This is a genomic window from Pseudomonas sp. TCU-HL1, from assembly GCF_001708505.1.
Classification (GTDB): Bacteria; Pseudomonadota; Gammaproteobacteria; order Pseudomonadales; family Pseudomonadaceae; genus Metapseudomonas.
This window is the reverse complement of record NZ_CP015992.1, coordinates 2,601,319-2,620,954: the sequence shown is the minus strand read 5'-3', so window position 1 is coordinate 2,620,954 and position 19,636 is coordinate 2,601,319. Positions and strand designations below refer to the sequence as shown.

Below are 19,636 nucleotides of genomic sequence, written 5' to 3'. Positions count from 1 at the left end.
TGCCCAGCAGTAGGGTGCGCCATGCGCACCGAGGCGATGGTGGCGGCTCCGAGTCCGTCTCACGGTGCGCGCGGCGCACCCTACGGGACCTGCAGCATCCTGTTGGATGGGGTGGGCTAGAACGAAAGCGCCCGCCCCAGCACGTCCCCGCGCGGGTCCCCTTCGCGGTTCACCAGTGCGTAGTTGTAACCATCCCTCGACCAGTAACGCGCCTCCAGTTCGCCATCGCGGCGCTGGCCTTTTCTCATGCTCGGGTACAGTGAGCCCGGTGCCCGCAGGTAGAGGCTGACCCGCTGACCCTGGCCGTCCTCGAACAACAGCAATGCCGCCGCCCCCTGCTCGGTCACCAGCCAGCGACCGCCCACCGGCGTGAAACCGTAGGGGCTGAGATCGGGAATGCGCGCCGCATGGCTGAAGCGCTGGTCCAGCCAGGCCTGCAGCTCGCCGGGCTGGCGTGCCTGGATATCGACCACCGGGTTGCCGGCGAACAGGCGATGGGCCTGCAGCGCGTCCTGCATCGGCGGGTTGGCCGCCAGCAGGCTCATGTCCCGCGCTTGCCAGCCGCCCAGGCCACCGGCACCCAGGGCCAGCACGAACGAAGCCGCCAGCGCCAGGCGACGCTGCTTGCGGGCGCGCAGGGACGCGCGGATCGCCACCGGGTCGAGGCGCGGATTCGGCGCCATGCCGGGGTTGGCCAGCGCCGCACGCAGTTGCTGGGCATCTCGCCGCCAGCCCTCCACCTGGTCGGCGACGTCGGGATTGGCCGCCAGGTAGGCTTCCACCGCCTGGCGCTGTTGGGCGTCGAGCTGGCCGTCGAGATAGGCGTGCAGGTCGCCTTCGCTGGGATGGAATGTATTCATTTGAGTACCCGCAGCTGAGGGTTGGACATCTCGCCCTCGGCCAGTTCGCGCAACGCCTTGCGTGCGCGGGACAGCCTGGACATCACGGTGCCGATGGGAATATCGAGGGCGTGGGCGGCCTCCTTGTAACTCAGCCCTTCCACGCTCACCAGCAACAGCAGCGCTCGCTGCTCGGCCGGCAGGCGTCCGAAGGCTTCGAGGGTCGCCTGGTTCATCACCCGCTCTTCGGTGGAGGGTGCTTCCTCGCTACGGCCTCCGAAGAACTCCAGCAGGCGTGCGTGGCGGCGTGCCCTGCGCTGACCATCAAGAAACTGCCGATACAGAATGGAGAACAGCCAGGCACGCAGATTGCCGTCGCCCTTACTGCCCCATCTGGATAGCGCCCGTTCCAGCGTCGCCTGGACCAGGTCGTCGGAACTGCTGGCATTGCGCGTCAGCCACAGCGCAAAACGCCGCAGCCGCTGTAACAACTCCCGAAGTTCCGCGTCATCAATCATGTTCATAGCCAGGTCTTACGCCACTTTCGCCAAGGATGCGGCAGAAAGACGTCTGACGCGGAGATTTATTCCCGCGGGAATAAATCTCCGGGTGTTGCGTCTCACCGGCTCATGAACAAGGGCGAAACGCCCGGGAGCATCCCATGAGCAACACACCTCCAGAAGGGATCGACCTGGCCGCGCGGCTCGCGGTGATCGGTCTCGCGGTCGGCGGCCTGGCGGCAGGTTTCGCCTATGCCGCAGGCTGGGTCGGCGCTGAACGCCTGACCCCGCAGAACATCATCGACGCCTTCGAGGCCAACGCCGGGAAATTCCCCGGCTACCGCAAGAACCACGCGAAGGGCCTTTGCATCACCGGCCACTTCGAGAGCAACGGTGCGGCCGCCGGCCTGTCCCGCGCCAGCGTCTTCACCGCGGGCCAGTACCCGGTCGTCGGGAGGCTGGCCATCGGTGGCAGCAACCCCCATGCGCCGGATGCCGGCGTCCCCACCCGCAGCATGGCGTTGCAGTTCCAGCTGCCCGGCGGCGAACAGTGGCGCACGGCAATGAACACCCCGCCGGTGCTGCCAGTAGCCACCCCGGAGGCGTTCTACGAGCAGGTACTGGCGTCGCGTCCCGACCCGGCCACGGGCAAGCCCGACCCCGCGAAGCTGCAAGCCTTCTTCGCGGCCCACCCGGAATCCGCTGCGTTCCGCCAATGGGCGCAGGGCTACAAGCCGAGCAACAGCTTCGCCAACGTCGCCTACAACGGGATCAATGCCTTCCGCCTGGTGGACGCCACCGGCAACATCCACTTCGCGCGTTGGTCTGTGCAGCCGGAGGCACCTTTCGAACCCCAGGGCGATGCCGGCGCGGACCCGGACTTCCTCAGCCATGACCTGCAACAGCGCCTGTCCCGGGGACCACTCCGCTGGCAGTTGCTCCTGACCCTGGCCGAACCCGGCGACCCTACCGACGACGCCACCCGCCAATGGCCGGCCGAACGCGGCACGGTACACGCCGGCACCCTGGTGATCGAGCATGCCGAGTCCCAGGAGCAAGGCGTCTGCCGTGATATCAACTACGACCCGCTGGTGCTCCCGAACGGCATCCAGGCCTCCGACGACCCGATTCTCGCCGCACGCTCGGCGGCCTATGCCGTGTCCTACAACCGCCGCACCCGAGAAGGTGCCCCCCACGTCGAGCAAGGAGCCCCGCGATGAACTCGCCCACCCGTTTCCCCCCGCTGCTGCGGATACTCCACTGGCTGATGGCGATCCTGCTGCTGGCCATGCTTTTCATCGGCGTGAGCATGGTGAGCGACCTCACTCCGCGCCATAGCGCCCTGGTGGCATTGCACAAACCCCTGGGGCTGCTCCTGCTGACGCTGGTCCTTCTGCGCATCGCGGTGCGGCTGCTGTCCCGCACGCCACCCCTGCCCGGCGACATGCCCGGCTGGCAACGCCGGACCGCGCACGCATCCCATGCACTGCTCTATGCCCTGATGCTGGCCCTGCCCCTGGTCGGCTGGGCGATGCAGTCCGCCGGCGGCTACCCGCTCGCGCTCCATGAATCGCTGCTACTGCCGCCCATCGTCCCGCACGACGCGCGGCTCTATGCCTTGCTGCGCCTGGCCCACACTGTACTGGCGTACCTGCTGTTCCTCGGCATCCTGGCGCACCTGACGGCGGCCCTCTACCACGCACTCATCCGCAGGGATGGGGTGCTATCGAGCATGACCACCGGCAGCGGCATCCGGCCGACGCCTGACGGTCAGTAAGCGCGGGACTACCCGCAACTCCCCCTCTCCAGCAGGAGAATCCACCATGAAAACCCTCGTCGTCGCCTTGAGCCTCAGCCTCGCCTCCACCGTTACCCTCGCCGCCAGTACGGGCCAGAGCGCGCCGCCGGTGACCCAATACGAGTACGGCGTACACCTGGATATCGCCCGGGTTTTGGAAATGACCGACCTGTCGACCTTCTGCGGCATCGGGCCGGCACGCATGACCTACGAAGACAGCCAGATGCAGACCAGGACCCTCGAATACCTGGTCTGGGGAACCGGCTGCAAGAACGACTACTGACCGATCCCGCAGGTTGGGCTGCGCGGCGCTCCGCTGAGTGCAACGAAGCCCAACGAGCGAAGTTCATCTTCGCGACGTTGGGCCTCGCTTTGCGGGGCACCCACCTGAGACAGGCGCGGAAACTGCACGCCTTGCAAGCCCTGGATCAGAACCAGCCTTTCCACTTGAACCAGGCGTACGGCAGGATCGCCGACACCACCATCAAGCCCAGCGCCACCGGGTAGCCAAAGGCCCAGTCCAGTTCCGGCATGGACCTGAAGTTCATGCCGTACACGGTGCCCACGAGGGTGGGCGGCAGGAACAGTACGGCGGCAATGGAAAACACCTTGATGATGCTGTTCTGCTCGATATCGATCAGCCCCAGCGTGGCGCTGAGCAGGAAAGCGATCTCATCGAACATCTTCGCCACGTAATCCACCAGGGAGCGGATATCACGTTCGATGGAGCGTGAGCGATCCAGACCCGGCTCGCTGAGCCAGAGCTCCGACCACTCGTTCGAGTAGTCCAGCACGCGCCCCATGCTGATCAGGCTTTCCCGCAGCTTCACCAGCGCCGAGTTGTGCCGCCCCAGGCGTTTGACCACCTGCTGCAGATCGGCACGATTGCCCTTGCGTCGCGGCGCGGCGCTGCGCTCCTCGCTGAACACCGCCACGGACACCTCGTCCAGCTCACGCTGCATCAGTTCCAGCCTATCGGCGATGTGGTCCACCACGCTGCCGCAGAGCGAGAGGAATATCTGCTCGCTCGAGGCGTGGGTTTCCGGCTCACGAAGGAACTTGTCTTCCAGGTACTCGAAGAACGGCAAGTTGGCGTAGCGCACCGTCACCAGGTAGTCGGGCGCCACCACGAACATCACGTCACTGGATATGGGCCGCTGTTCGCGCAGGCCGCTCACCAGGGTGGCGTTCATATAGAGGGTGCCGGCGTGCTGGTAAAGGCGCGAGGTCTCTTCGATCTCGACGATGGCCTCGCGGTCGGGAATCTCCACCCCCAGCGCCTGGGCGATGAAGGCGGCCTCCGCCGAGTCGGGGTCCATCAGGTCGATCCACAGGGTGCCTGGCGGAATCGCCACGCCGGGGCGGCCTGCGGTGGCGTGCAGGACGCCGGCATCCTGCGCGTAATAGTGGATCATCCGGGTTGCTCCTTGGGCGTCTGGGAATCAGTAAAGCACCGGTCATTCCCTGCGAAGACGCGTCCGGCGGCCCAGGAGGCACGCGGCTGGCAATTGGTCTAGGTTCTGAGCAAAGGATCACCGAACGCAGCCAGCTTCCACCCTGAACCGGGTTCACGTGAAGCGAACGGAGACACCCATGACCCAGCGCAACTCTCCCATGGACCTGGGCGAAGCGGTGCCCTGGTTCACCAGCAGCACCCCCAGCCGCGAGCGTTTCACCTTCGATACCGTCGCCGGGCGCTACATCGCCCTGTGTTTCCTCGGCTCGTCCAGCGACCCCACTGCCGCTCGGGTACTCACCGACCTGCTGGCCCGTCGCGATGAGTTCAACGACGACCGCGCAAGCTTCTTCGGCGTCATCGCCGACCCACGGGACCGCGACCAGCAGCGCGTGAGAGACCTGCTGCCGGGCATCCGATTCTTCTGGGACATCGACCGCAGCATCTGCAACCTCTATGGCGTACAGCGGGAAAATGGCGCGATCCGCCAGATGACCTACCTGCTCGATACGCGCCTGCGGGTGCTTGCCGCCCTGCCAATTCCGCCCGGCGGCCAGGGTCATGTGGACGCCCTCCTCGCCCTGCTCAATGCCCAGGAACCGATTCCCCCGTCCACTTCCGCCCTGCCCCAGGCGCCCGTTCTGGTGGTGCCGCGCATCTTCGAACCGGCCCTGTGCCACGCCTTGATGGACTACTACGACCTTCGCGGCGGCAGCGATTCCGGGTACATGGTCGAGCGTGACGGCAAGACGGTGGAGGTGCTCAAGCACGAGCACAAGCGCCGTCGCGACTGTGCCCTGGACGACGAGCACCTGCGGCAATGCTGCATGCAGCGCATCACCACGCGCCTGGTTCCCGAAATCCAGAAGGCCTTCCAGTTCCAGGCCACGCGCATGGAGCGCTACCTGGTGGCCTGCTATGACGCCGAAGAAGGCGGCCACTTCCGCCCCCACCGCGACAACACCACCAAGGGCACCGCCCACCGCCGCTTCGCAGTCTCACTGTTCCTCAACAGCGGTGAATACGAAGGCGGCTGCCTGCGCTTCCCGGAGTTCGGTGGCAGCCTCTACAGCGCGCCAACGGGTGGCGCGGTGGTGTTCTCCTGTTCGCTGTTGCATGAAGCGACCCCCATCACCGCCGGGCGCCGCTATATGTTCCTGCCCTTCCTCTACAACGAGGAAGGCCGGCGCATACGCGAAGAAAACCAGCAGTACCTGGAGCCTACGGCCGAGCAATGACGGGCGTCCTGGCTTATCATGCCGCGCCCTTGACTGACTGATGGACCCGCCCCCATGAATCACCCGACCCTTCTGGACGCCCTGCTGGCCGCCGATATGCTGGAAATCGACGAACTGCACGCCTGGGAATTCGACCTGGACGAAGCCCTGCTCAACGCCCTGGAAGCCGGTCAGCCAGGCGAACCCGAAGCCCAATTGCTGCGCGTGGAATGCATCGACGGCCGTACCCGCCGCGAATGGCGCTTCACCCAGGCGGCCGTGCAGGCCGCTCGTTTCGATGCCGACAGCGGCTGCTGGAAACTGGCCGGCACCGACGCCGAACACGCCCTGCGCTGCCTGGATGCCTTCGGCGGCAACGCCGAGGATGACGACGAGCAGGAGTAACACCCGACCGGAGGGTGCGCATGTGCGCACCGGTAGTGCTGTTTGGCAACTCGGCGATGATGGTGAACTTCGGCTTCTACCTGTAAGCCTCAGGTGAGCACGTTGCGGACGAAACGCACCAGCGTCTCGCCTTCGTTGGCATAGGTGTATGACTGGTCGCTGCCGAACACCAGGAAGTCCCCGGCATCCACCTGCTGCCGCTCCTCACCACGCAGCACCCAGAGACTGCCTTCAATTACGTAGATCATCTCGCGCCAGCCTTCGGCATCCGGTTCGGCCGTGTAGCGCTCGCCCGGTGCCAGGGACCAGCTCCAGAGCTCCACTTCATGCCGAGTCGCCGAACTGGCCAGCAGGGTCGCACGGCTGCCCGGCTTGTTGCCGACCCAGGCCACGGCGTTGATACGCGAGCGGTCGGGGCGATCCGGTTGCTGCACAAGATCTGGAAAAAGCACACCGAGGGCCGCGGCAACGCGGTCCAGGGTGGCCAGGCTGACATTCACATCACCGCCTTCGATACCCACCAGCATGCGCCGACTGACGCCAGCCGCCGTGGCTAGGGCTTCCTGGCTGAGACCAGCGGCACGACGCAACCGCCGCACATTTTCGGAGACATGTTCGAGGACGTTGGGGCGTTCATCCGATTTGGGCAACATATTGCTCACACCCTTGCTTTTGCGCATTATGTTGCACATAAGCACCTCAACATGCCAGCCCCGGGACCTCACAGCAGGCTGGCCATTCCGGATCATCCTGATGCCCTCTCTGTCGCAACGCCTCGCTTCGACCCTGCTGCCCGTTTCCGTCCTCCTGGTGGCCATGGCCTCCATCCAGAGCGGCGCATCGCTGGCCAAGACCCTGTTCCCGGAAATTGGCGCCCAGGGCACCACCACGCTGCGCCTGGTGTTCGCCGCCATCATCCTCGCGCTGATCCTCCGCCCCTGGCGTGCGCGCATCAGCAAGGCGTCCCTGCGACCGCTGATCCTTTACGGACTGGCCCTGGGCGGTATGAACCTGCTGTTCTACATGTCCCTTCGCACCATTCCACTGGGCATTGCCGTGGCCCTGGAATTCACCGGCCCCCTGACCGTCGCGCTGTTCGCCTCGCGTCGCGCCATCGATTTCATCTGGATTGGCCTCGCCGCACTGGGGCTCTGGCTCCTGCTGCCACTCGGCAAGACCGAGGGCCACCTGGACCTGGCCGGCATGGCCTACGCCCTGGGGGCGGGCGTCTGCTGGGCGCTCTACATTGTCTACGGCGCGCGCGCCGGCAGCGATCACGGCATGCAGGGCGCGGCCCTCGGCGTACTCGTGGCCGCCCTCTTCATCGCCCCGGTCGGCATCGTGCATGCCGGTACCGACCTGCTCCGCCCGGAGCTCCTGCCCGTGGCCCTGGCTGTCGCCCTGCTCTCCACGGCCATTCCTTACACCCTGGAGATGATTGCGCTCACCCGACTGCCCGCTCAGACCTTCGGCACTCTGATGAGCATCGAACCGGCCTTCGGCGCCCTCTCAGGGCTGATCTTCCTCGGCGAGCACCTGTCAGTGCTGCAATGGCTGGCGATTCTCTGCATCATCCTCGCCTCAATCGGCTGTACGGTTACAGCCACGCCTCGCCAGCAGACCCAGCCCCTGGTACCTGCGGACTGAAGCGGGCAAATCCGGTAAATCACCTCTTGCGGAGAACCCCTGATTCTCCGCACGCTATAGCGATCCGGACCGCGTCTTACAGGTACCCCAATGAACAGACTTCCCTATGTCGCTACCGGCTGCCGGCCGGTCAATTGGCAGCTCGACCAGATCGTCAACGAGCTGCGCGACGCCCGCGCCCAATGGCGTAGCCAGCATGGCCGCCTGCAGGACCGCGGCGGCCGCGAACTGCCGTCGCGCATCACCGTCGGGCACATCATCGAGGCCCTGTCCGGCGCGCTCTTCCCCATGCGCCTCGGCCCGGCCGACCTGCGTGAAGAAAGCGAGGATTTCTATGTCGGCCACACCCTGGACGTAGCGCTCAACGCGCTGGCCGGCGAAGTGCGCCGCGAGCTGTCCTACGCCGCGCGCCACAATGGCGCCAGCGGCGATGACATCGCCTGCCAGGCCATCGAGATCGTCAAGGGCTTCGCCGCCACCCTGCCGAAGCTGCGGGTGCTGCTGGACACCGACGTGCTGGCGGCCTTCCAGGGCGACCCGGCGGCGCGCAGCGTGGATGAAGTGCTGATCTGCTATCCGGGCGTACATGCGGTGATTCACCATCGCCTGGCCCACTACTTCTACAAGGCTGGCCTGCCGCTGCTGGCACGGATGATCGCCGAGATCGCCCACTCCGCCACCGGCATCGACATCCACCCGGGCGCGCAGATCGGCAGGAGCTTCTTCATCGACCACGGCACCGGTGTCGTCATCGGCGAAACGGCGATCATCGGCGAGCGGGTGCGCATCTACCAGGCCGTCACCCTGGGCGCCAAGCGCTTCCCGGCGGACGAAGAAGGCAACCTGCAGAAGGGCCAGCCGCGCCACCCGATCGTCGAAGACGACGTGGTGATCTACGCCGGCGCCACCATCCTCGGCCGCATCACCATCGGCAAGGGCTCCACCATCGGCGGCAACGTCTGGCTGACCCGTAGCGTGCCACCGGAGAGCAACATCACCCAGGCGAACCTGCAGAACGAAAGCGGGGTTTAAACCCCAAACTACTTGTGGAGCGACTTCATTCGCGATTGAAGTCGCCCACAGGGGTAAGCCAGGCGCTCGGTTGCCACATTTCCCCCTCACCCCAACCCTCTCCCTCAGGGAGAGGGGCTGATGGTGCCCGCCTTACCTCATCTGCACATTCCCAGGCCATAAAGTTGCCCCAGAAATGCTCCGCCCTTTCCGGCGCGAGTCACCCCTCGCCCTTTGGGAGAGGGGGCGGGGGTGAGGGATACGTCCGGCGTGCATCCGGTCAATCGCTTCTATTCCATCAACAAAAAACGGCCCCATCAGGGGCCGCTTTTCTTTGCGCACTCAGCTCAACGCAGCTTGTCCACCATCGCCGCAATCACCGACAGCACATCCTTGCCGAGCCGCTTGGAACGTTCGCCGTTCCAGGCAGTACGCGGATGGGGGTTGTCGTCGTGGTCCTTGAAGGGCATTTCAATGGTGAACGACAGGCAGTCGAAGGTCATGCCCACCGCGTTGCAGGCCAGGGTGGTATTGGCTTTGCCCGGCTCATCACGGGGATAGCCGAACGTGGTCTGGAACTCTGCCCCCATGTCCACGAGGCGCTGGCGGAACTCGCTTTCCAGGGCCTCCAGGCGCGGCGTATAGCCGGGGTTGCCCTCGCAGCCGGCAGTGAACACGTGGGGGATTTCCTCGTCGCCGTGGATGTCGAGGAACAGGTCCACGCCCACCTTGCGCATCTGCTGCTGGACGAAGAACACCTCGGGCGTCTCGCTGTCGTTGGCCGACTGCCAGGCGCGGTTGAGGTCCTTGCCGGCAGCGTTGGTGCGCAGGTGACCGCGAAACGCGCCGTCCGGGTTCATGTTCGGCACCAGGTACAGGTGGGCCTTGGCCAGCAAGGCATCCATCTCGGCGTCGTCGCGCCTGGACAGGCGCTCGATCACACCCTCCATGTACCACTCGGCCATGTGCTCGCCCGGGTGCTGCTGGGCAATGATCCAGACCTTGCGCTGGGCCTGCGGATTGCGGCTGATGCGCAACAGCGGGATATCACGACCCTCGATGCTCTTGCCGATGGCCACGACTTCGGCACCAGTCTTATCCAGGGCCTCGCTCAACAGCCAGTCGTGCCGGGCGCGGCTGTAAGGCTCGAAATAGGCGAACCAGATCTGCTCGTGGGTGGGCTCAAGGGCGAAATGCAGTCCCTTGTCGTCGAAGCTGCTGGGCACGCGGAACCAGTGCACCTGGTCATAGGACGCCGCCGCGTTGTAGCCGGTCCAGGCGTGGCTGTAGGCGGACTGGCCGGCGTTGGTCAGGCTGAAGCCGTGGCGCTGGCCGGGCGTCAGGCCCTCGACCTTGAAGTGGAACCACTGGAAGTGGTGGCTCTTCAGGTCCGGGCGCATGGCCAGCAGCACCTGTTGCGGGTTGCTGGCGTCAATCACTTCGATATTGCCGCTGTCGAAGTCCGAGCTGATCTTCATGGATACCTCAGGGCGGTGTTTCACGGTGACAACAGGATCGCAGGTCGCGTAACACGGGGAAATCGCCGGGGCGACATCGACAGACAGCCGGCGCCCCGTCCGGGCTCATTCGCCGCGGTCTTCCAGGCGGGCCAACCGTGCTTCCAGGTCGGCAACGCGGGCCTCCAGTTCTTCGATGCGCGCATCGGCGGCGGCGCGTGATTCGCCGCGTTCCGGCTGACTGGCGCGGGCTTCCAGCAGGGCATCGAGATCGGCCTGCTCGCCCATCAGATGCATGTAGCGGTCTTCGCGCTGGCCGCCCTGGCGCGGAATCAGCAGTACGAGACCACGGGCGATGAGGCGATCCAGCTGGTGCCGAACATGCTCGGTGTCGTCGAAATCACTCATGCGGTTGCTGCGGGTCAGCAATTCTCCCAGGGTCTGCGGCCCACGCAGAAGCAGCAGGCCAATCAGGATCAGCTGCGGCTGTACCAGTTCCAGGGCCTTGTCCGTGCGCTGCTCCCAGCGGTCGGCGCGACTGCCCATTACCAGCTTCACCAGGCTGCGCGCCTCCAGGTTGCGCAGCGCCTGGCCGGCCTGGCCCGGCGTGACATTCATCACCGGCTCGCGGCTGGTCTTCTGGTTGCAGGCCAGGACCAAGGCATTGAGGGTCAACGGGTAGGCCTCGGGTGTGGTCGCCTGCTTTTCGATCAGGCTGCCGAGCAGGCGTCCTTCGATGGCGTTGAGGGGCGCGTCTGCGAACTGGGCATGAATCTCGGTGGACATAGCACTATCCGTCTGCTGAAAAGTGCCAATAGCCTAGTCCCCGCCCGCTGGCGAGAAAAGCATTCAACCAGAAAGTCGGTGGAAAACGCCGGGTGGCGGACTTCGCCCTCAAATGGTCTCGATCAAACCTTGCGATATTCGTCGAGCGCAGCGGTGATGCAGAAACACTATCGCCCACATAAATCAAATAAATCGATTATTCAGAATAAAGTAAAAAGCCTTTCCCCTTTGCGCAATTGTGCCCTGAAAATCACCGTAACTCATTGTTTTTAATAATCTCAATACAACTATTATTGGCGTCGATGACAACCATCACGCAGCATCACTTCATCATCGAAACCATATCCGTAACATGGGCCCCGTAGACGAAATTCACCCCCCTGACCAAGGTGCCCAAACATGAAAAAGCCAATCCTCGCCAGCCTGTTCATCGCCAGCCTGTCCACCGCTGCTTTCGCCCTGCCCCAGGGTGCCGTTGTCGCTGAAGGGGGTTCCGACCGCACCAGCATCCACCGCGTAGCCGAAGGTGGCGCTGACCGTACCGGCGCCAACCGTATCGCTGAAAGTGGTTCCGAGCGTTCCGAGGCCCTGCGTGTTGCCGAAGGTGGTTCCGACCACACCAACGCCTTCCGCGTCGCCGAAGGTGGTGCCGACCGCACTGGCGCCAACCGCATCAGCTGATGCCGGATCCGCTCAGAGGCAGGCAATCACGATGTATGCAACTCCTCGAAAGACAGAAGGCGCCACCTGTGGCGCCTTCTGTCTTTTTGGAGCATGGCTCTGGAGGCCCGTAGGAGCAATTTCAACCGCGATGCAGGTCGAAGACCTGTCCTGCGGACTTACCCCCATTCGCGAATGAGTTCGCTCCCACAAAAAACATTGCAGCAACACTGATTCCTGTGGGCCTTCCCCTACTTCACGAGGCTCAGGCGCTTGTCGGTGAACACGCAGATCACCCCCGCCTCGTTGTACATGACCTGATGATTGAAGTCGCAATAGGCCGCCGCCACGCTCAGCGGCAATGTCTGGTTGACCGCCTTCCCCGCCTTGAACCAGGACATCTGGCCCGGTTTGCACAGCTTGGCCTCGGCATCGGTGCTGTAGGTGCAAAGCACTGCCTGGTCGATGGGTTCCGCCTTCTGGCAGCCTGCCAGCGGCAGGGCAACGAGGCCGACGAGCGCGAGTTTCTTAAAAGGGGACATGGGTAGCTCCGTAATGGGACGATCCGTCGAATGTGCGGACCCGGGGCCTTTGATCCATGGCCCCACGCCAGGTTCCGCGGCGGGCTCAGGAATAACCGGTGTAGAACAGCATTCCCCACGACATCAGGAAAATAGCCGCCAGGCCGATCAGGTAGTAAACGCCCGCCAGCGCCAAGGTAAGGCCCAGGGGGCGCGCGGAGTCGTGAATCAGCGGTATCGCCGAAAGTGCTGGCACCAGGAACATGCCAATGGTGCTCAGAGGCGAGTTGAACAGCCAGTAAATCTGGAAGAACTCGTGGAGCAGTTCGGCAAGGAAGATGAACAGCACCGGCGACCACACTGGCGCGACCAGCAACGCGGCCTCCACCGGGTCCCACAATGAATGCTTCTGCTCGCTCTGGACGCTCATCTCGCCCCCTTGCGCAGGTGATCCGCAGTCAGATCGCCACTTTGCAGTGAGGCTAGCCAAGCCAGCATCAGACGCAACTCTGCACCGGCTGTAGCCGACATGCTGCCGTTCGGCTGCCCCGGCCGGTACAGGGTCTATAGTCGATGGAGGTCTTTTTTACCGTCGAACACTTCCCAGGAGGCCCCTCATGGACACCAGCCACCACAGCCTCAGCGCTCTCTTCGATCAACTCGGCCTGCCATCCGACAAGGCCGGGATAGAACGTTTCGCCGCCGGCAATCGTCTGGCGGTGGGCCAGGCCCTGCCCGATGCACCGTTCTGGAACAAAGCCCAGTCCGCCTTCCTGCGCGACGCCCTGCTGGATGACTCCGACTGGTGTGAGGAAGCCGACGAACTGGCCGTGCTGCTGAGCAAATAGACAGAACGAACAAGGCGGCCACGTGGGCCGCCTTGTTCTGTCCGGAGATAAGAAGTCCTGCACGGATCGACAGGGATGATGTTCACCATCACCCCCTTTCAATTCCGCGCTGGACGCCACGGCGGCACCCTCTCTCCATCGGCCTTTCGGCCAACGGAACGAGACCTCTGCCATGTCCGCCGACCCACGTATCAGCAAAAACCTGTACCGGGTCACCCACGTGACCCTCGACGACCTTCGCCTGCATTTCGAAACCGAAGTGGTCGTGGGCCTGGACGACGGCAGCCTGGCCGTGCGCAAGGCCCCTACTCCAGTGGCCGAGCGCAAGGCCCTGCGTGAACTGATCTGCGCCAGTCAGTCCATCTGATTTCCCGCGCAGTCTGGATCAGGCCTGCTGCACCTGCCGCGGCAGTGGCAGCTTGTAGAAACGCTGCCCCACCGCGGCATACAGCGCATTGGCCACGGCAGGTGCAATGGGTGGCACACCCGGCTCGCCGACACCGGTAGGCGCTTGTGCCGAAGGCACGATGTGCACCTCCACCACCGGCATCTCATTGATCCGCAACACCTGGAAGTCGTGGAAGTTGGACTGCTCCACCGCGCCATCCTTCAAGGTGATGGCCCCATGCAGCGCGGCTGCCAGGCCATAGCCGATGCCGCCTTCCATCTGCGCACGGATTACGTCCGGGTTGATCGCCAGCCCGCAATCCACTGCGCAGACCACCCGGTCCACCCTGTAGCTGCCGTCTGCCTTCACGGTCACCTCCGCCACCTGGGCGACGAAGGAGCCGAAGGATTCGTGCACGGCGATACCACGCCCCCGTTTCTCGCCTTCCGCACCCGGTTTCAGCGGCTGGTCCCAGCCAGCCTTCTGCGCCACCAGCTCCAGCACACCGAGGTGACGCAGCTTCTTGCCGAGCAGTCCGTGACGGTACTCGTAAGGGTCTTTGCCAGCGGCAGTGGCGGCCTGGTCGATCAAGGTTTCCACGGCGTAGGCGGTATGGGTGTGCCCCACCGAGCGCCACCATTGAACCGGCACACCGATATCCTCCGGCGTATGCAGTTCCACCTGCAGGTTGGGCACCGCGTACGACAGATTGGACGCGCCCTCCACCGAGGTGTGGTCGACGCCCTCCTTCACCAACGCCCCCTCGAAAGCCGTGCCTTTGAGGATGGACTGCCCCACCACACGCTGATGCCAACCCTGCAACTTGCCCTCGCCATCCAGCGCCAGACGCGCACGGTGCAGGTAGGCCGGACGGAAGAAGCCGGCATGGGTGTCATCCTCGCGGGTCCAGACCAGTTTCACCGGCACCTCGTGCCCCTTGGCCCGCGCGGCCTTGGCAATGGCCACCGCCTCCAGCAGGTAGTCCGACAGCGGATTGGCCCGGCGCCCGAAGCTGCCACCGGCGTAGAGCTGAGTCAGGCTGACCTTCTCCACCGGAATGCCCAGGTACTTGGCGATGGCCAACTGATCCACCGTCTGGAACTGCTCGCCGTTCCACACCTCGCACTGGCCGGCGGAAATCTTCACCAGGCAGTTCATCGGCTCCATGGCGGCATGGGCGAGGTAGGGAAACTCGAAATCGGCCTCGATCAGCTTGGCTGGCTGTGCCAGGGCCGCGGCGACATCGCCCTGCTTGCTGGCGATCCGCCCTTCCTTGCCGGCGGCCTCGCGATAACCGGCGAAAATCTCTTCGCTACCCAGTTTGAACGCCTTGCTCTCGTCCCATTCCACCACCAGCGCGTCACGCCCCTGGCGCGCAGCCCAGGTGTTCCTGGCGAGTACCGCCACGCCAGCGCGGCCGTGGGGCGTGTCGGTGAATTCCACAACGTCCACCACGCCAGCCACGGCCTTGGCCTTGCTGGCGTCGACGCTCTTCGGCACGCCACCGAAGCGCGGCGGGTAGGCAGCAACCGCCACCAGCATGCCGGGCAATTTGAAGTCCTGGGTGAAGGTGGCGCTGCCATCGGTCTTGTCGGCGCTGTCCTTGCGGGACAGGCGCTCCTGGCCGATCAGGGTGAAATCCCTGGGTGACTTGAGCTTCACCTCGCTCGGCACCAGCTGGCGTGCCGCAGCGTCGGCCAGTTCACCGAAACCGGCCTTGTTCCCGGATGCGGCATGGCTGAGCACTCCCTTGCTCACGGCGATCTCCGCAGCCGGCACCTTCCATTGCTCGGCAGCCGCTGCCACCAGCATGGCGCGAGCGCTGGCACCCGCCTTGCGCATCTGCTCGAAGGAGTTGGCGATGGCTGAACTGCCGCCGGTGCCCTGCATGGAACCGAAGGCCAGGTTGTTGTAGAGCGCTGCATTGGCTGGCGCACCCTCGACCCGGACCTGGCTCCAGTCAGCATCCAGCTCCTCGGCGAGCAAGGTGGCCAGTCCGGTGTAGCTGCCCTGCCCCATCTCCACGTGCTTGGCCAGCACGGTCACACTGCCGTCGCCGGCTATACGCACGAAGGCGTTGGGCATGAATGGCTCGGCAGTGGCAGCCAGGGCGTCTCCGCCCCTCAGCAATGGCGCGAAGGCGATGCCCAGCGCGAGGCCGCCACTGCCCTTGAGAAAGGTGCGCCGGCTGACATTGCAGATACCGCTGGCGACGCGGGTATCGGTTTCGAAAGTGCCCATGTCGATTCTCCTCAGGCCAGGGTGCCGGCGACTTCGTGGATGGCGGCGCGAATCCGCACGTAGGTGGCGCAACGGCAGATATTGCCGCTCATGGCCGCATCGATGTCGGCATCACTCGGCTTGGGGTTGCCGCGCAGCAGCGCGGTGGCCGACATGATCTGCCCCGACTGGCAGTAGCCGCATTGCACCACATCGAGCTTGCGCCAGGCGGCTTGCACGGCCTTGCCCACCGGGTCTTCGGCCACCGCTTCGATCGTGGTGATCTTCTTGCCTGCCACGGCCGAAACCGGGGTTATGCAGGAGCGCGTCGCCTGGCCGTCGATATGCACGGTGCAGGCGCCGCACAGGGCCATGCCGCAGCCGTACTTGGTGCCGGTGAGGTTGGCGACGTCGCGCAGGGCCCACAGCAAGGGCATATCCGCGGGCACATCGAGTTCAACGTCATTTCCGTTCAGGTTGAGCGTAATCATCAGGCTTACCACCTCTGTCTGGATGGTTCAGGAAACCACCCGACGAAGCCGGGCGGGCGTATTGCGTCACAACAATGATGGTCCAGGCTGCCCCGGACGGGACGACCTCACGCCGACTGGCGCAACCGGGCGATATCGCGCAGCGGCGGCGCGCCGAACAGCCTGCTGTACTCGCGGCTGAACTGCGACGGGCTCTCGTAGCCCACCCGGCCACCAGCGCTGGCGGCGTCCAGCGCCTCCACCAGCATCAGACGGCGGGCCTCCTGCAGGCGCAAGTGCTTCTGGAACTGCAGCGGGCTCATGGCCGTCATCGCCTTGAAGTGGTGATGCAGGGCCGAGGTGCTCATGTTCACCTCGTTGGCCAGTCGCTCGATCTGCAGCGGCTGGTGGAAGTTCTGCCGCAGCCAGTTCACCGCCCGCCCGATGCGATGGCCCTGGGTGCCACTGCTGGCAATCTGGCGCAACTGGGCGCACTGCTCGCCGCGCAACAGGCGATAGAGAATCTCCCGGCGCACCAGCGGGGCCAGCACGGGGATGTCGTCAGGTGTATCCAGCAGGCGAAGCAGACGCAGCACGGCGTCCCGCAAGGCTACACCCAGGCCACTGACCGAAAGGCAGCGAGGGCATGGCTGGGGGGCCGGAGCGGGAGCCGGCAGGTCCATCAGCAGGGCGCTGATTTCCCTGGGATCAAGGTCCAGGCGCAGGCTGAGGAACGGCACCTCGGGGCTGGCTTCGATGACCTGGCCAATCACCGGCAGGTCTACCGAAACCACCAGGTATTGCGACGGCCCGTAGTAGTAGGTTTCCTCACCCAGCAGCACTTTCTTGCGCCCTTGCACCACCAGGCCGAGGGCCGGCTCGTAGAGGCAATGCAAGGGTTCGCTGGGCTGGGTGACGCGGTACAGGCTGAGGCCTGGGATGGCGGTTGCCAGGAGACCGTCCAGACGGGTGAATCGTTCAATGAGCTGCACCAGCTCCTGTTTCTGGCGCGCAGCCGTATCCGATTCCTGCGCGGCAAGGAACGCATGTGCATTCATGGTTCGGACCCTCGAAGAAGATGGGCCAACTCTACCCATGAGATGCATGGGTAGTCTCGTACCAGGAAGCGGTTCAGGAGAATCAGGCAATAATCCAGCAGAAATCGGCTATCGACCCGGCCGCCTCGCGCGGCACACTGCCCAACATTCCACAACAAGACAGATTCGGGGCGGGCCCAGTGCCCGCCCCGCCTTCCTCAGTCGGCAACCTTCATCACCACCCGGCCACCCGCCGGGCAGGTTTCCATGTGACGGTTGGCCTCGACGAAGTCCTCGAACGCGAAGACGCGATCGACCGGAGGCTTCAACAGATGATCACGGGTCATCTGGTTGATATGGTCCAGCGCCCGCTTGACCGAAGCCTCATTGGCCTCGATGCCCAGCTCCGGAGAACCGGTGAAGTCGAGAACACAATGGCGATAGAACTGCAGATGCTTCTTGAACGCGGCGCAGGCCGGGAACGCCGTATCGTTGCCGCCGTTGCAGCCATACACGACCAGCTTGCCGCGCTGCGCGGCCACGTCGCCCAGGAGTTTCATCTGCTGGCCAGCGCACTGGTCCAGGACCACTTCGACGCCCTTGCCCTGGGTGAAACGCTCGACTTCCAGGACCAGGTCCTGCTCTTCGGTGACGATGATCTTGTCGGCACCCAGCGCCTTGATAAAGGCACGGCTTTCCGGGTAGCTGGTCGATGCGATGACCTTGGCACCCAGTGCCTTGGCCAGCTGCACCGTCTGCGGCGCCAGGCAATGCCCGGCCTCGGTAACCAGTACATGCTGGCCCGGCTTCAGGCCGCCCAGGTCAACCAGGGCGAAATAGGCCATCAGCAACGGCGTGTAGTGAATGCTGGCTTCCTCCGGCGTCAGGACCTCGGGGTAAGCCACCAGGCCATTGCGCGGCATCAGTACCAGGTCACCCCAGGCCGGATGATGGCTCGGCGTGCTGGCCGGGAAGCTGGCAACCGGCGTACCGGGAGCCAGGTCGTCAATGCCTTCGCCCACGGCTTCCACGATGCCGGCCATCTCGGAGCCGAGGCCGGAAGGTAACTGGGCCGCTTGCTCGGCAGCCAGGTTCTGCCGCCAGAGCACGTCCCTCCAGCCAACACCCAGCGCCTGGGTGCGCACCAGGACTTCGCCCGGGCCCGGAACGGGAGTCGACAACTCGTCCAGCGTGAGGACCTCAGGGCCCCCGAACTGGTGAAAACGGATCATGCGGGACATCACATACCTCGCCTGTGACTCTTCATAGCCACGGACTCTATCCGGGCTTTATCCACAAAACCACCCGCAGCCATTGATAGTTGTCATAAACGGCGATGATGTCAGCCTTGACGATCGGACACGGGAATTGCACCTTTCACACATTAATTACGGATGATTCCATGAACCGGAACGACCTGCGAAGAGTTGACCTCAACCTTCTGATCGTGTTCGAGACGCTCATGCACGAGCGCAGCGTGACGCGCGCGGCGGAAAAGCTGTTCCTCGGCCAACCGGCGATCAGCGCGGCGCTGGCCCGCCTGCGCACCCTGTTCGATGACCCACTGTTCGTCCGGACCGGGCGCAGCATGGAACCCTCGGCCCGGGCCATGGAAATCTTCGCGCTACTCTCCCCGGCCCTGGATTCCATCTCCACCGCCGTCAGCCGCGCCGCCGACTTCAATCCGGCCACCAGCAATGCCGTGTTCCGCATTGGCCTGTCGGATGACGTGGAATTCGCCCTGCTCCCCGCCCTGCTTCGCCGCCTGCGCGCCGAAGCACCCGGCGTGGTGCTGGTGGTGCGGCGCACCAACTATCTATTGATGCCCAACCTGCTGGCCTCCGGCGAGATATCCGTGGGTGTCAGCTACACCGACGAGCTTCCGGCCAACGCCAAACGCAAGACCCTGCGCCGCGCCCGACCCAAGCTGCTGCGCGCCGACTCGGTGCCTGGTGCGCTGAGCCTGGACGATTACTGCGAACGCCCCCACGCCCTGGTGTCCTTCGCCGGAGACCTGGGTGGCTTCGTCGATGAGGAACTGGCCAAGGTGGGGAAAACGCGCAAGGTCGTGCTGGCCGTGCCGCAATTCAATGGACTCGGCACTCTGCTCGCGGGCACCGACCTGGTGGCCATGGTGCCGGACTACACCGCTGCCGCCCTGACCGCCGCCGGCGGCCTGCGCGCCGAAGACCCGCCCATGCCGACCCAGGCCTTCGAGCTGTCCATGGCCTGGCGCGGCGCCCAGGACAACGACCCCGCCGAGCGCTGGCTGCGTTCGCGCATCCAGATGTACTGCGGCGATCCGGATAGCCTGGAATAGCTCAGCGCAAGGGCGCTGAGCTATTCCTGTAGGAACGAATTCATTCGCGAAGGGTT

The 19,636-nt window shown here is 64.7% G+C and carries 23 protein-coding genes; 11 read left to right on the top strand and 12 right to left on the bottom strand.

Features of this window, described 5'->3' with window-relative positions; translation table 11 throughout:
* Positions 1–116 precede the first annotated feature (116 nt).
* Positions 117–860 carry an anti-sigma factor family protein gene (locus THL1_RS12145; protein WP_069083505.1) on the bottom strand — a complete coding sequence of 248 codons (744 nt, stop codon included), beginning with the start codon at positions 858–860 and terminating at the stop codon, positions 117–119.
* Positions 857–1,363, bottom strand: coding sequence for a sigma-70 family RNA polymerase sigma factor (locus THL1_RS12140; protein WP_069083504.1), 507 nt, complete (start codon positions 1,361–1,363; stop codon positions 857–859). Before THL1_RS12140 ends, THL1_RS12145 begins: the two co-directional genes overlap by 4 nt.
* A 137-nt stretch (positions 1,364–1,500) precedes the next feature.
* Between THL1_RS12140 and THL1_RS12135 the strand changes: the two genes are divergently transcribed.
* Genes THL1_RS12135 through THL1_RS12125 form a run of 3 tightly spaced genes read left to right on the top strand, consistent with a single transcriptional unit; the run spans position 1,501 to position 3,420 of the window.
* The gene (locus THL1_RS12135) at positions 1,501–2,559 is read left to right on the top strand and encodes a catalase family peroxidase (RefSeq protein ID WP_069083503.1); all 1,059 of its coding nucleotides are present in this window, start codon (positions 1,501–1,503) and stop codon (positions 2,557–2,559) included.
* Complete coding sequence (locus THL1_RS12130; protein ID WP_069083502.1) at positions 2,556–3,116, top strand: cytochrome b; 561 nt, start codon at positions 2,556–2,558, stop codon at positions 3,114–3,116. Before THL1_RS12135 ends, THL1_RS12130 begins: the two co-directional genes overlap by 4 nt.
* 46 nt (positions 3,117–3,162) lie before the next feature.
* A complete protein-coding gene (locus THL1_RS12125; RefSeq protein ID WP_069083501.1) occupies positions 3,163–3,420 on the top strand; it encodes a DUF2790 domain-containing protein in 258 nt (85 codons plus the stop codon).
* Positions 3,421–3,565: 145 nt separating this feature from the next.
* On the opposite strand, the gene THL1_RS12120 is transcribed toward THL1_RS12125, so the two are convergent.
* On the bottom strand, positions 3,566–4,552 hold the full coding sequence (locus tag THL1_RS12120) for a magnesium transporter CorA family protein (RefSeq protein WP_069083500.1): 987 nt from the start codon (positions 4,550–4,552) through the stop codon (positions 3,566–3,568).
* A gap of 178 nt (positions 4,553–4,730) precedes the next feature.
* Here THL1_RS12120 and THL1_RS12115 point away from each other — a divergent pair, with 178 nt between their 5' ends.
* Together THL1_RS12115 and THL1_RS12110 are read left to right on the top strand one after the other, a co-directional pair.
* Positions 4,731–5,831 (top strand): 2OG-Fe(II) oxygenase, encoded by a 1,101-nt coding sequence (locus THL1_RS12115; RefSeq protein ID WP_069083499.1) that lies wholly within the window; start codon positions 4,731–4,733, stop codon positions 5,829–5,831.
* Between the two features lie 54 nt (positions 5,832–5,885).
* Positions 5,886–6,215, top strand: coding sequence for a DUF5629 family protein (locus THL1_RS12110; RefSeq protein WP_069083498.1), 330 nt, complete (start codon positions 5,886–5,888; stop codon positions 6,213–6,215).
* Positions 6,216–6,304: 89 nt separating this feature from the next.
* Here the strand turns inward: THL1_RS12110 and THL1_RS12105 are convergent, their stop codons facing one another.
* On the bottom strand, positions 6,305–6,895 hold the full coding sequence (locus tag THL1_RS12105; RefSeq protein WP_083246055.1) for a helix-turn-helix domain-containing protein: 591 nt from the start codon (positions 6,893–6,895) through the stop codon (positions 6,305–6,307).
* Positions 6,896–6,968: 73 nt separating this feature from the next.
* Here THL1_RS12105 and rhtA point away from each other — a divergent pair, with 73 nt between their 5' ends.
* Positions 6,969–7,862: a threonine/homoserine exporter RhtA gene (gene rhtA / locus THL1_RS12100; RefSeq protein WP_069083496.1), complete on the top strand. Its 894-nt coding sequence runs from the start codon at positions 6,969–6,971 to the stop codon at positions 7,860–7,862.
* A gap of 90 nt (positions 7,863–7,952) precedes the next feature.
* Positions 7,953–8,894: a serine O-acetyltransferase EpsC gene (epsC, locus tag THL1_RS12095; protein WP_069083495.1), complete on the top strand. Its 942-nt coding sequence runs from the start codon at positions 7,953–7,955 to the stop codon at positions 8,892–8,894.
* Positions 8,895–9,220: 326 nt separating this feature from the next.
* Here the strand turns inward: epsC and THL1_RS12090 are convergent, their stop codons facing one another.
* Complete coding sequence (locus THL1_RS12090) at positions 9,221–10,351, bottom strand: M14 family metallopeptidase (protein WP_069083494.1); 1,131 nt, start codon at positions 10,349–10,351, stop codon at positions 9,221–9,223.
* Positions 10,352–10,456: 105 nt separating this feature from the next.
* Positions 10,457–11,116, bottom strand: a complete 660-nt coding sequence (locus THL1_RS12085; RefSeq protein WP_069083493.1) for a YceH family protein — start codon at positions 11,114–11,116, stop codon at positions 10,457–10,459.
* A 399-nt stretch (positions 11,117–11,515) separates the two neighbouring features.
* Between THL1_RS12085 and THL1_RS12080 the strand changes: the two genes are divergently transcribed.
* Positions 11,516–11,797, top strand: a complete 282-nt coding sequence (locus THL1_RS12080; RefSeq protein WP_069083492.1) for a hypothetical protein — start codon at positions 11,516–11,518, stop codon at positions 11,795–11,797.
* 230 nt (positions 11,798–12,027) lie between these two features.
* Here the strand turns inward: THL1_RS12080 and THL1_RS12075 are convergent, their stop codons facing one another.
* Together THL1_RS12075 and THL1_RS12070 are read right to left on the bottom strand one after the other, a co-directional pair.
* Positions 12,028–12,318, bottom strand: coding sequence for a hypothetical protein (locus THL1_RS12075; protein WP_069083491.1), 291 nt, complete (start codon positions 12,316–12,318; stop codon positions 12,028–12,030).
* Positions 12,319–12,403: 85 nt separating this feature from the next.
* Complete coding sequence (locus THL1_RS12070; protein ID WP_069083490.1) at positions 12,404–12,727, bottom strand: hypothetical protein; 324 nt, start codon at positions 12,725–12,727, stop codon at positions 12,404–12,406.
* A gap of 187 nt (positions 12,728–12,914) precedes the next feature.
* Between THL1_RS12070 and THL1_RS12065 the strand changes: the two genes are divergently transcribed.
* A complete protein-coding gene (locus tag THL1_RS12065; RefSeq protein ID WP_069083489.1) occupies positions 12,915–13,145 on the top strand; it encodes a DUF2789 domain-containing protein in 231 nt (76 codons plus the stop codon).
* 172 nt (positions 13,146–13,317) lie between these two features.
* On the top strand, positions 13,318–13,512 hold the full coding sequence (gene ptrC, locus THL1_RS12060; protein WP_069083488.1) for a type III secretion system co-regulatory protein PtrC: 195 nt from the start codon (positions 13,318–13,320) through the stop codon (positions 13,510–13,512).
* Between the two features lie 18 nt (positions 13,513–13,530).
* Here ptrC and THL1_RS12055 read toward each other — a convergent pair whose 3' ends face one another.
* The 4 genes from THL1_RS12055 to THL1_RS12040 all read right to left on the bottom strand — a co-directional run bounded on the left by THL1_RS12055 (position 13,531) and on the right by THL1_RS12040 (position 18,501).
* Positions 13,531–15,774: a xanthine dehydrogenase family protein molybdopterin-binding subunit gene (locus tag THL1_RS12055; protein WP_069083487.1), complete on the bottom strand. Its 2,244-nt coding sequence runs from the start codon at positions 15,772–15,774 to the stop codon at positions 13,531–13,533.
* An 11-nt stretch (positions 15,775–15,785) separates the two neighbouring features.
* Positions 15,786–16,244: a (2Fe-2S)-binding protein gene (locus THL1_RS12050; RefSeq protein ID WP_069083486.1), complete on the bottom strand. Its 459-nt coding sequence runs from the start codon at positions 16,242–16,244 to the stop codon at positions 15,786–15,788.
* 107 nt (positions 16,245–16,351) lie between these two features.
* Entirely contained in the window at positions 16,352–17,281 is a 930-nt protein-coding gene (locus THL1_RS12045) for an AraC family transcriptional regulator (RefSeq protein WP_083245869.1), read from the bottom strand.
* A 197-nt stretch (positions 17,282–17,478) separates the two neighbouring features.
* Positions 17,479–18,501 carry a zinc-dependent alcohol dehydrogenase family protein gene (locus THL1_RS12040; RefSeq protein ID WP_069083485.1) on the bottom strand — a complete coding sequence of 341 codons (1,023 nt, stop codon included), beginning with the start codon at positions 18,499–18,501 and terminating at the stop codon, positions 17,479–17,481.
* Positions 18,502–18,662: 161 nt separating this feature from the next.
* On the opposite strand from THL1_RS12040, the gene THL1_RS12035 reads away from it, so the two are divergent.
* Complete coding sequence (locus THL1_RS12035; RefSeq protein WP_069083484.1) at positions 18,663–19,580, top strand: LysR substrate-binding domain-containing protein; 918 nt, start codon at positions 18,663–18,665, stop codon at positions 19,578–19,580.
* Positions 19,581–19,636 lie beyond the last annotated feature (56 nt).